We start from the raw sequence: 11,440 nt of genomic DNA, 5'->3' as shown, positions 1-11,440 counted from the left end.
CGATTGTCTCTCATCAGAAGGATCGGTCAACCGATCCTTATCTGATCTACATTGCTGCTGGATGGGGAGTTGCAGCAAGCATAAGAAAATCCGATGACTTAAAGGCCATCGGATTGGGTTCTTTACTGCAAGCGTCGAACGCTTTTGTCACAAGGGTTATATGACACACTGATCGGCGGGTTGGCCCAATGCTGTGTTAGAAGCGGTAGCTGACGCTCAACTTGGCGTTGCGTTCAGCACCAGGCATACCGCCAAGGAACATCGCCTTGTCATAGTAACGGTTGTTGAACAGGTTGTTGAGGTTCAACTGAACACTCCAGTCATCGGCCTTGTAGGCGATGGCCGAGTCCCAAACCGTAAAGGCGGGCACTTTGCCATCCGGGATCCCGAAGGAAGCCGAGTTGGTGCTGCGCTCGTCGACATAACGAATCCCAAAGCTGACGGACAAGGGTTGCGGCAGCGCCTGCCACTGATGGCTGTATGTGACCCAGGCACTGGCACTGACCTGTGGAACCCCTTTCTGGCGGCTGTTGTAGCTGCTGGAGTTGGGGTCATTCTTGTTGCGTGCATCCTGGTACAGACCATTGAGGTTTATCAGCCATTCTTCATTGAGGTGGGCATTGAGATCCAGCTCGGCACCTGTGGTCTTGTCCTTGCCATCGTAAAAGAATTCGGGCACTGAGATGTTGTAATCAGGCGCGCCTTCCTTGTCATTGTATTCCGGGTTGCCGTAGCGCAGGTTAGTGCGCTCGCTCTGGAACAGGACCAAGGAGCCGAGCAACTGATCGTCAAAGCCCTTGAAGCGCATACCGAGATCATAGCTTAGGGACTCTGAATCCTTTCTGTCCGCTGCGCGGCCACTTTGTGCGCCCGTTACGGCACCCAGCACGCTGTAAGCGGTGCGTCCCTTGGCATGATTGACGAAGAAGGACAGATTATCGGTCGGCATGTAGGTCAGACCCAGGTTGTAGGTAATGCCGTGATCTTTGCTGTCCTGCTCCGGGGTCGGATCTTTTTTAGGGGTGCCCAGATGACTGTATTTCTGCTCAATCTCATTGAACGCCACACCCACCCTGGCAGTAAAGGTTTCACTCAGGTAACCCACATACTGCATGCCCAGGCCCCAGGCGCGGACTTGCTTGTTATAGTTGTCCTTGAGATCCGGGTTGTAGTCCTCAAAGGCTTTGTTACCCCAGTTGGGATTGCGGATATCCAGAATATAAGGCAGTTCACCACCGCCATCTTTGTCGTAAAGAGCCCAGCTCTTGTAGGCGATATCTCTGTCTTCCAGGTTGGCATTCAGCAACAGCTCACTGTCTATCCCTGCCAAGCTGAAGTTGTAGCGCATATCGGCAAAGTACTGCCAGGATTTCTCGTGGGCATCTACCTTGCGGTATTCCTGTCTTCTGGCGGCATAAGGGTACAGGACATCATCAATCACCAGTGGAGCGCGGGGATCGGCATTGATCACATCTACGGATTTGACCTTGCGTTTCCAGTACACATAGTTATATGCGCCAGTTTGGCGGATGAACCCGGACTGGTAGTCTCTATACTGTAACTGCTGATTGAGCTGCAGATTGTCACTGAGGGTAATGTTGTGGTTCAGCTTGAAGCGCCACTCTTCGCCTTCATTGGGCCTGCTGATGGGAGAGGCCAGGCTGGTATCACCTATATCGAAGGGTTCAATACCGTCACTCGCCACCAGGGAGTTGGCCAGTTGTTGCCGCTGCGCCTCGGTTAGTTGAATGCCGGCGCCATTGGGGTCGTTAATCAAATCTTGCCAGCTGACTTGTGCGCCGCTCAGGCCACCGGTAGAGGCGGCGTTGTAGATACGTATCGGGTGGCCTACAGAGTCCACCTGCACAGAGTCTTTAATCCAGGCGGCCGACACTACCAGATCTTGAGAGTTTGAAGGCAGAATTTTCAACGAGGCATAGACTTCATCTCTGTCGCTGCCGATATCACGATAGCCATCGCTACGGGCATGTTTGGCCACCAGACGATAGGCCAGGGTGTCGCTCAAGCCTCCGGTAGAGTCGAGCCCCAGGCTGTAACTGTTCCAGGAGCCCGCTTCGGCGCTGACTTCTGTGCTGTCCTGAAATTGAGGTTTCTTTTCAATAAGGTTGATGATCCCGCCGGCGCTGCCCATACCATAAAGTCCGGTCGCCGGGCCTTTGAGCACCTCAACCGCTTCCACATTGGTCATGGAGCGAGTGGGATTAAAAGTGTTGCCGAGTCCTGCGCCGCCGTACATGCCGTCATAAGTGTAGTTGGCGTCCAGGCCACGGATCACCAGATTATCACCTATGCCGTAGTTGTTGCCGGCTTGGGTAACACCACTGATATTACGTATTAGGTCCTGCAGCGAGTCGGCCCCCTGAGCGGCAAACAGCTCTTTATCTATCACCACCAAGGCCGCCGGGGTTTCCATCAGCGACATATCTGATTTGGTCGCCAGCCCTGAATTCATTACCACTTTGTTCTGTTTACCATAAACGGTAATGCGTTCTACATCCTGTGATACCTGTTGCGGCTGAGTCGTTTCGTTTGCCTGTGTGGTCTGTGCCATGGTCAGCGACAGACAAGCCGTTACTGCCAGAGATATTGCGGATTGCTGCATTTGAGATCATCCCCTTGAAAATAGGGTGCGAATGATAATGGTTTTTATTTGTGTTGCAACAAAAGTTTCAAACTGTATCGGTTGACTGGGTATTTTTTGACTAGGCCACATGGATCCGCTTCCTAGGGCTTAAAGAGGCAAGTTTTTGAAAAAAATTTAAAAAAAATCGTTTTTTTTATCAGACTGACCAAAGTATCTGTCTGTGTTGATCACTATACGCAAGTCGTGAAAAACGGATCTTGATCACATTTAATTTTAACCTTTACGTAAAGGTAAGATTTAAACGGTCGTTTAATGTCTGTTGTGGTTGCGCTTTTGTTAGCTATTTGTTTTTGTTGGTTATTTAAAGTTGACCCTGACGAGAGTTCGAAACGGATATTCGCGGATTAGACCTAAGTTTTACTGATATTTTTTGGAAATTAATTCTTCCTCATTGTTATTTAATTACGTAATAAATTACTTTGGCTTTTGTGTGGTCAAGTTGTCTGACATTTTTCTGTAATCCGCAGATTGAGTCTTTGTGGTGTAATATTTTTTGCTTTAAAAACAAGTGATTGTATTCTGTTTTTTTACTTGGTCATACCAATTTCGAGTCAAGTTAAAGCCTAGCTTTTGATGGTTTTTTCAACATTCCGACTGTTGCAAATACAAATGTTTATCGATAGGTTTTAGTACGAAATGAACATTTGCAGGGTTTGGCAGGCTTTAATCTGCCTCCCAGGGAGACAGCAAGATGATAGCAGAGACAGTCGCACAGCAAGGGCTCAGTATAAAGGGGGCCGAAATACCACAGCAGCAGAGCCTTTTTACTGAAGGTGCGCTCAACTTCCTCGAGGCTCTGTGTCGGGAGTTTGCTCCGGAAGTGACCAGCTTGTTGGAAAAGCGTGAGCAACGTCAGCAGCGGATAGACGATGGCGAGTTGCCGGACTTTTTACCGCAAACCCGAGCCATTCGAGATGGTGATTGGCAAATTCGCGGTATACCGGCGGATCTTAAAGATAGACGGGTCGAGATCACCGGGCCTGTGGATCGCAAGATGATCATCAATGCGCTCAACGCCAATGTAAAAGTCTTTATGGCTGACTTCGAAGATTCGCTGGCACCCAGCTGGCAGAAGGTGGTCGAGGGTCAAATCAATCTGCGTGACGCCGTCCGCGGTGAAATTGACTTCACCGCGCCGGAAACCGGCAAACACTATCAATTGCAGGCCAACCCTGCGGTATTGATTGCCAGGGTGCGGGGGCTGCACCTGCCGGAGGCGCATGTCGAATTCAACGGTAAGCCTATTCCCGGCTGCTTATTCGACTTTGCTTTGTACTTCTACCATAACTATCGCCAACTGCTAGCCAAGGGTAGCGGACCTTACTTCTATATTCCCAAGCTCGAGAGCCATCTTGAGGCGCGCTGGTGGGCCAAGGTGTTTGCCTTCGCCGAAGAGCGTTTCTGCCTGCAGAGCGGCACCATCAAGTGCACCTGTCTGATTGAAACTCTGCCGGCCGTGTTCGAGATGGAGGAGATCCTCTATGAGCTTCGCTCCAACATAGTGGCGCTCAATTGTGGCCGTTGGGATTACATTTTCAGCTATATCAAAACCTTGAAGAAGCATCCCGATCGTATTTTGCCGGACCGCCAACAAGTGACCATGGATAAGCCGTTTCTCAGCGCCTATTCACGCCTGCTGATCAAGACCTGCCACAAGCGCGGCGCCCTGGCGATGGGCGGCATGGCAGCCTTTATTCCCGCCAAGGATCCGCAAACTAATGCCCAGGTGCTGGAGCGGGTTCGCAAGGACAAAGAGCTTGAGGCCCGAAACGGCCATGACGGCACCTGGGTGGCGCACCCTGGCCTGGCCGATACCGCCATGGGGATTTTCAACGAATATATAGGTGAAGAGCACGCCAACCAGCTGCATATCACCCGCGATGTGGACGCACCCATCCTGGCGGCCGAGCTGCTCAAACCCTGTGATGGTGAGCGCACCGAAGAGGGGATGCGACTCAATATCCGTATTGCACTGCAGTACATAGAAGCCTGGATTGGCGGCAATGGTTGTGTGCCCATCTATGGCTTGATGGAAGACGCAGCCACAGCGGAAATCAGCCGCGCCTCTATCTGGCAATGGATCCAGCACGGGCAAAAGCTTTCCAACGGCAAGCCGGTGACCAAGGCACTATTCAGCGCCATGTTGAAAGAGGAGTTGGCCAATGTGCGTGAAGAGCTCGGCAGCGAGCGTTTCGATAACGGCCAATTCAAGCAGGCAGCAAGCTTATTGGAAGAGATCACCACAGCCGATGAGCTGGTGACTTTCCTGACCTTGCCGGGCTACGAGCTGCTTACCCGATAACCCCATAACCATTAACGGCGGCCGCCCGCGGGGGCTGGGTGGCTGCCAAATTACCCTACGAAGGAGAGTCAAAATGACCAAGGCAACACAGAATTCACGTCAGGCGCAGATAGAAGCTTTGAAAAAGGATTGGGCTGAAAATCCACGTTGGCAGGGCGTTCGCCGTCCATTTACCGCCGAAGAAGTTGTGGCATTGCGCGGTTCAGTGGTTCCTGAAAACACCATCGCCAAGCGCGGCGCAGCCAAGTTGTGGGAGCTGGTTAACGGCAGCGCCAAGAAGGGTTATGTCAACTCTCTCGGGGCTTTGACCGGCGGTCAGGCCGTGCAGCAGGCCAAGGCCGGTATCGAGGCTATCTACCTTTCAGGCTGGCAGGTGGCGGCCGATGCCAACCTGGCGGGCACCATGTATCCGGATCAGTCACTCTATCCGGCCAACTCCGTGCCTGCCGTGGTGGGGCGAATAAATAACTCCTTCCGCCGCGCCGATCAGATCCAGTGGAACCAGGGTAAAAACCCGGAAGATGAGGGTTATGTCGATTACTTCCTGCCGATTGTGGCCGATGCCGAAGCCGGATTCGGTGGCGTACTGAACGCCTATGAGCTGATGAAGTCCATGATAGATGCCGGCGCCGCCGGGGTGCACTTCGAAGATCAGCTGGCCTCGGTGAAAAAATGTGGTCACATGGGCGGTAAGGTTTTGGTGCCGACTCAGGAAGCGGTACAGAAGCTGGTGGCGGCCCGTCTGGCAGCCGACGTATCCGGAGTGGATACTCTGGTGATTGCCCGTACCGATGCCAACGCCGCTGATCTGCTGACCTCAGATTGCGACCCCTATGATCGCGACTTCATCACCGGAGAGCGTACCCAGGAAGGTTTCTACCGGGTGAAAGCTGGTTTGGATCAGGCTATTTCCCGCGGGCTTGCCTACGCACCTTATGCCGACCTTATCTGGTGTGAAACCGCCAAGCCGGATCTGGAAGAGGCGCGCCGCTTTGCCGAAGCCATCCATGCCCAGTATCCGGATCAACTGTTGGCCTATAACTGTTCACCTTCGTTCAACTGGAAGAAGAACCTGGATGACGCCACCATTGCCAAGTTCCAACAGGAGCTTGCCAACATGGGCTACAAGTACCAGTTCATCACTTTGGCCGGTATTCACAACATGTGGTACAACATGTTCGATCTCGCCTACGACTATGCCCGTGGCGAAGGCATGAAGCACTATGTTGAGAAGGTTCAGGAAGCCGAATTCGCTGCTGCGCAGAAGGGATATACCTTTGTGGCGCATCAGCAGGAAGTGGGTACAGGTTACTTTGATCAGGTGACCAATGTTATCCAGGGCGGCCAGTCCTCTGTCACGGCTCTGAGCGGTTCGACCGAAGAAGAGCAATTTTAATCCCCTGTGTTGGCGTCCTCGGGCGCCACTTCCCCGGAAATGAACCTACGCCATTTTCGGGGGTAATTTGTGACTTCCCAGTCATTTGAGCCTTGTTGCTTGTGTTTTGGCGACTCATTGAGTCGCCTTTTTTTGTTGTAATTGTGTTATTTTTTTGAAGTTTGTGCTTTATTCATAACAAGAGTTCCATTCTCAAGCCCACCGCTGGGCCAATACCTGAAAGAGTTGAGTCGTATTTGAAATCAGCCAACAAGGGGATGGATTACTGGACCCGCAGGATCAGTGATCAGGAAATGCCCGCACTTTGCTCAACAATAAGGACGTTGGAAAAACTCGCCAAGGACGATGTGTCCTCCATGGCGATTCTGGGGCGCAGCATAATGCACGACAATGCGCTCACTTCCCGTATTTTGCGGGTGGCCAACAGTGCCATCTATAACAAGGGAATAAGCCCTGTCACTACGGTCAGCCGCGCTGCCGTGGTATTGGGGTTCGACACCATTCGCAATATTTGCATTACTGCCAAGCTCCTCTCCAGTTTGCTGGAAAGCAAAAATCTGACTCCCTCGGTTTATCAAAGGTTACTTAAGCTGATGGCCCTGGCGTTTCAGGCCGCCATGTTGGCCAAGATGATGCTCGATGGTTACGATGAGGAGTTGCAGGAAGAGGTGTTTATCGCCGCGCTGCTCTATCACTTGGGTGAGAGTGCCTTTTGGAGCACGGGAGCCGAGCTGGCCGAGGAGCTGGATTCAGCCCTCAGCGCCGAGAGCGATGCCGTAAATAGGCTCAATCTGGTGCGCGAGGCGCTCGGGGCTTCATTCAATCAGCTCAGCCAGGGGCTGGCCCGCAGTTGGGGCCTGGGTGAGCTCTTGTGCAAGTCGCTCAGCAATCCCGATGAACGCACGCCGGAAATTCGCAGTATTTTTCTGGCCAATAAACTCAGTGAAGCGCTGGCCGGAGCCGCACTCAAACCCGAGGAGCTGGAACGGCGCCTTAAACAAGCCGCCGATATGCTTAAGCTGGATACAGATGAGTTTCGTGGCCGGGTCCTTCGCTGCTCCAACGCTACTGTTAAGTTGGCCGAAGCCTATGGCGCCAAGGTGCTTATCGAGTATCTGCCGGACACAGATCTGTTGCTGCCGCAGGAGAGGGGGGCTGAGGTTGTGGTGCGCGAGGCAAATCTTGCGTTCCAGCTTAAGAAACTCAGAGAGCTGACTGGCTTTGCCGTCGAGAAGACTGATTTCAATAAGGTAGTGACCACGGCATTGGAGGGAATACTTGAGGGTATTGGTCTTGACCGCTGCGTCGTGCTCTTGCTGTCACCGAGCAGGCGCATGTTGCAGCCGAGGATCGCGCTTGGAGACGGCGCCGAGGAGATGAGAAATGACTTTGTTCTTGAACTGGAAGGCCGTGGTACTTTGCTGAAGGATTGCATCGAAAATCAGCGCCTTGTCTGGCAGGGCGAGGGCGCTGATCAAGCCGTGCTCGGTGAACAACTGGCGAGAAAAGTCCCCGCCAGTGGTTTTTTGCTGGCACCGTTACAGGTGGATAATAAGGTGATAGGCGTCTATTACGCTGACAGAGCCAGTTCTGGCCGGGATATTTATCCCGACGACTTTGATAGTTTTAGTCACTTTGTACAGCTGGCCAATATCTGTTTCTCAGTTGCCTTCAGGCACTGATTTATTTAGCTCGGCCAGCTGCTTTTTGCGATACAGCTTTATCTGATCGGTAATTCTGGGCGCCAGGGCGTTGGGAATCGGGAAACTCAGACTGTACTGCAGTATTTGCCAGCCTTGTTCAGTTTTGACAAGCGTGCCAGTGCCCCGTCCAAGCCCATAGGACTGGCTTTCCAGCAGTTCATCGAACACTATCACATCGCCGTGCTGCACCAAGCGGCGCGAGAAACTTTGGTAAGTCCAGCCCTTGGTGGCACGGGCATACTGCTCAAATTCAACCATATTCCAGTATTCACTGGCATCTGTACCGATAAACCCCGCATCGGGGCTGAAGAGGCTAAAGTAGCTGTCCCAGTCGGCATTGGCGGCACTTATGTGCAGCTTATCCAATACCGAAGCGGCCTGAGCTTGGTTTTCATTGGGTTGGCCGGTTTGCTCCTGGCCGTTTTGATTACCGGCTTGCGGGCTATTTGCCAAGGCTGAATGGCCGTAAATTGGTAGCAGCAGCGCTGTAGTCAGCAACAGAGGTTTAAGGTACAACATAATGTTTCCTATTATAATTTTTTTATTATCTGTTCCAGCTTAACCCAATTGGGTACAAGATGTGAGCCAAAGGAGTGGGGGAAGCGTACAATTGTGCAGTTGCAAGGGGGATCTACTGCCAATTCAGGGGATCGAGACGATAGAAGCGGCTCAGCTCCTGGTAAAGTTCTGGATAATCAGCTTTCATCTGTTGCGGTTGCTCAAAGAACACTTCGCTTATTACGGCAAAGAATTCGGCCGGATTAGTGGCGCCGTAGTAACTGAATAGGCTCGGCTCACCACTGGCGGCCTGAGCCTGCAGTTTGGCAAACTCCTGCCCCAAAACCTGCGACCACACAGGGTAGGCGTTGAACTCACCGAGTCTGGGAGCGCCATTGGCATCACCTGCTTCCTGATCCAGTTGATGGGCAAACTCATGGATCACGACATTCCGGCCGTCTGCCGGATCGGCGGCGTCATCCAGAGTATTCTGCCAGGAAAGGACGACCTTCCCCTGACCCCAGGATTCTCCCGCCAATAACCTTTGGCTGTGCCATTCCAAGCCATTGGCATCCCGCTGCTGCTGGCGAACAATAAAGGCCGATGGGTACACCAGAATTTGTCTCAGGTTAGGGTAATAGTCGGTTTGGCGATTGAGCAACAAGAGACAGGCTTGCGCGGCTATGGTCACGCGGATTTCATCATCTATCTCCAACCCATCGCAACCGACAAACTGTTTTTCTGCCAGAAATACCTGGATGTGTTTCTTGAGCTGCAGTTGCAAGTCACTGGGCAGGGAACGGAAATAGGGCATACGTTTTTTCAGAATAGTGCGCCATTCCTTGGGAAAAGGCTTGGCGCGTATTTTGTTTCTGCGTCTGCGATCCCGCCAGGATTGGCTGAGGATCCAGCCTATGGCGCTGGCGCCGGCGGTAAGGGTGATTAGAATGGCCAGCATGATCCGGCTCCATGGCTAAAGCGTCTAATCCGATCTGTGGGGGCTCAGTGGGAATAACTCAAGCTCGGCGCATGAAAAACAAGCAAAAAAAAGCTGACAGCAAAGAGGTTGAAACCTGTTATCGGCTGTCAGCAAAGGGTGGGAGTGTCAAACAGTCCACGCAGTTCAAGGGAAAGAGTTAGTCCGGCATAAACTTCTGCTCCAACTCGCGGCGCTCTCGCGGCGCCAGGCTGTGATGATGCTTGATAAGCAAACGTATCAGGCGTGACTTGGCAATATCACAGTCGCTGGCCATTTCGGCCAGGTGACTGATGGCCGCTTCACTCAGGGTAAAAGTCGCCTTGCGAAAAGGTTCGTGGCGGCGTTTGGGTATCAGCTTTTGCTGAGTCGCTTCCTGATTGGTGGAAGCTGCATTGGAATACCGCTGTTCAACCGGCATAGTGGCCGCCGCTTGCTGTGTTTGTCCCATGGCGTAATAGATGGCGCCGTCGATAAACTCATCGAGGGATTGCATGGCCAACATACGCTTACGGGCATCGGCCTCAGATGGCGTAACGTTTTTCTTCAGATCGGCCAGTCCCATACTGAGTCCTCATGCTGTTGAGTTGGTTGGTCATCAGACGGCTGCGGATCTCAGTGGCATTCTGTGCCTGCAGCATTTCGCAGGCGATGGCACGGATCTCGCTGGCGGCCTTACCCTTGGGGTCGAATTCGATTACCGAACGGCCGGACTCTTCACTGTCGTCATAGATGTTACGGCTGTAGGTGATAGCATCCAGTACATTGATATCGTAGGTTTTACAGACTTCCTTGGCCTCGAGAATACGGCTGGCCTGATTGGGTAGGTTAGGACATTGGGTGATAACAAAAGAGGCGCGCATTTTGGGGTTTATCATCATGCAGGTGGCGACTATATCATCCATATGGCTAACCGTCTTGAGATCGCGGCGCTTGGGCCTGAGGGGCATAAGTACATGGGAGGCCACTGACATGGTGGCACGCAGCGCCAGGTTGTCCTGACCACCGCAATCGACTATCACATAGTCATAATGTTGCTCCAGGCTCAGCAGATCGTTGCGAATTTTGCCATAGAGTTGAACACAGTTGATCCCGGCTAGCTTGCTGTCGTTGTTGCGGGCCTGGATCCAGTCCGAGGTGGTTCGCTGAGGGTCGCAATCCACCATGATCACCGATGCGCCACATTCCACAGTGAGAAAAACGGCAATGTTTTGTGCCAGGCAGCTCTTGCCGCTGCCCCCCTTTTCACCGCCAACGAGTATGATCATTGTCTTGCCCTCTGAAAGCTTGCTTCTTAAGTTATTTGCTCTTTCCCTGATGGCTTACAACTTTCCTTTGTTCGGGAGTGTTCCCAACTTGATGTTTACCGTGTCGTTGCTTTAAGGCTCTCCAAGGCTGTCGCTGACGGAGGTGAACAGTGAACGGTAAAACAAATGTAAAAGTTAAATTGTTTTTGGTCAACTTGATGATTTTTATTGATTTTTATTGATTTTGCCGCGTCATGTTTTTGGCGTTGCCCCTTGGGTTGTCGTAATAATGGCGGTGCTATCTATGAGTAAGGGAGCCGGAGAAATTATCAATAAAATTATATCGTTAAAGAAATGTTGCCGCGTCATTTATTTGTTAAAACTGAACTGTGCCCGGAACCGAACCACCAGAGTCTCTTTTATGACGTCGCCAATACTATATATAGGAATTAAAAGTTTTTTTTTAGATTTAAAAGATATAAATAAATGTGATCTTTGTCGATTGGGCTGTTAATCAAACGCTTGGGGTGTCTATGGGCCGAGCAGGGAGTAGTCTTTTATTACTTTATGCCGCTCGGTGAGCGTAGCAACTGTCATTTCTTTGCCACAGAACTCTGCCATGTTGGGATACTCCCCAGACTTTTATCTGGACG

At 51.9% G+C, this 11,440-nt stretch carries 8 protein-coding genes; 3 read left to right on the top strand and 5 right to left on the bottom strand.

What is annotated here, in order from left to right:
- Nucleotides 1-196 precede the first annotated feature (196 nt).
- Nucleotides 197-2,623 (bottom strand): TonB-dependent receptor, encoded by a 2,427-nt coding sequence (locus CX651_RS11925; RefSeq protein ID WP_101056227.1) that lies wholly within the window; start codon nucleotides 2,621-2,623, stop codon nucleotides 197-199.
- 733 nt (nucleotides 2,624-3,356) lie between these two features.
- Here CX651_RS11925 and aceB point away from each other — a divergent pair.
- The 3 genes from aceB to CX651_RS11910 all read left to right on the top strand — a co-directional run bounded on the left by aceB (nucleotide 3,357) and on the right by CX651_RS11910 (nucleotide 8,045).
- Nucleotides 3,357-4,967: a malate synthase A gene (aceB, locus tag CX651_RS11920; RefSeq protein WP_101056226.1), complete on the top strand. Its 1,611-nt coding sequence runs from the start codon at nucleotides 3,357-3,359 to the stop codon at nucleotides 4,965-4,967.
- A gap of 73 nt (nucleotides 4,968-5,040) precedes the next feature.
- Entirely contained in the window at nucleotides 5,041-6,363 is a 1,323-nt protein-coding gene (gene aceA / locus CX651_RS11915; protein ID WP_101056225.1) for an isocitrate lyase, read from the top strand.
- Between the two features lie 257 nt (nucleotides 6,364-6,620).
- Nucleotides 6,621-8,045 (top strand): HDOD domain-containing protein, encoded by a 1,425-nt coding sequence (locus CX651_RS11910; RefSeq protein ID WP_101056224.1) that lies wholly within the window; start codon nucleotides 6,621-6,623, stop codon nucleotides 8,043-8,045.
- Here the strand turns inward: CX651_RS11910 and CX651_RS11905 are convergent.
- The 4 genes from CX651_RS11905 to CX651_RS11890 all read right to left on the bottom strand — a co-directional run bounded on the left by CX651_RS11905 (nucleotide 8,025) and on the right by CX651_RS11890 (nucleotide 10,808).
- Entirely contained in the window at nucleotides 8,025-8,585 is a 561-nt protein-coding gene (locus tag CX651_RS11905; protein WP_101056223.1) for a nuclear transport factor 2 family protein, read from the bottom strand. The two genes, CX651_RS11910 and CX651_RS11905, sit on opposite strands and share 21 nt — an antisense overlap.
- Before the next feature lie 112 nt (nucleotides 8,586-8,697).
- A complete protein-coding gene (locus tag CX651_RS11900; protein WP_101056222.1) occupies nucleotides 8,698-9,522 on the bottom strand; it encodes a M90 family metallopeptidase in 825 nt (274 codons plus the stop codon).
- Nucleotides 9,523-9,700: 178 nt separating this feature from the next.
- Nucleotides 9,701-10,105, bottom strand: coding sequence for a CopG family transcriptional regulator (locus CX651_RS11895; protein WP_101056221.1), 405 nt, complete (start codon nucleotides 10,103-10,105; stop codon nucleotides 9,701-9,703).
- Nucleotides 10,065-10,808 (bottom strand): AAA family ATPase, encoded by a 744-nt coding sequence (locus CX651_RS11890; RefSeq protein ID WP_101056220.1) that lies wholly within the window; start codon nucleotides 10,806-10,808, stop codon nucleotides 10,065-10,067. The genes CX651_RS11895 and CX651_RS11890 overlap by 41 nt, the downstream gene beginning before the upstream one ends.
- Nucleotides 10,809-11,440 lie beyond the last annotated feature (632 nt).

The organism is Shewanella chilikensis (genome assembly GCF_002836945.1).
Lineage (GTDB): Bacteria > Pseudomonadota > Gammaproteobacteria > Enterobacterales > Shewanellaceae > Shewanella > Shewanella chilikensis.
The sequence above is the reverse complement of the archived record's forward strand: the minus strand, read 5'-3'. Positions and strand labels throughout refer to the sequence as shown.

Coding starts and splice junctions, on each gene's coding strand:
- aceB (WP_101056226.1), top strand. CDS start 3,357: ATGATAGCAGAGACAGTCGCACAGCAAGGGCTCAGTATAAAGGGGGCC.
- CX651_RS11910 (WP_101056224.1), top strand. CDS start 6,621: ATGGATTACTGGACCCGCAGGATCAGTGATCAGGAAATGCCCGCACTT.
- CX651_RS11895 (WP_101056221.1), bottom strand. CDS start 10,105: ATGGGACTGGCCGATCTGAAGAAAAACGTTACGCCATCTGAGGCCGAT.
- CX651_RS11925 (WP_101056227.1), bottom strand. CDS start 2,623: ATGCAGCAATCCGCAATATCTCTGGCAGTAACGGCTTGTCTGTCGCTG.
- CX651_RS11890 (WP_101056220.1), bottom strand. CDS start 10,808: ATGATCATACTCGTTGGCGGTGAAAAGGGGGGCAGCGGCAAGAGCTGC.
- aceA (WP_101056225.1), top strand. CDS start 5,041: ATGACCAAGGCAACACAGAATTCACGTCAGGCGCAGATAGAAGCTTTG.
- CX651_RS11900 (WP_101056222.1), bottom strand. CDS start 9,522: ATGCTGGCCATTCTAATCACCCTTACCGCCGGCGCCAGCGCCATAGGC.
- CX651_RS11905 (WP_101056223.1), bottom strand. CDS start 8,585: ATGTTGTACCTTAAACCTCTGTTGCTGACTACAGCGCTGCTGCTACCA.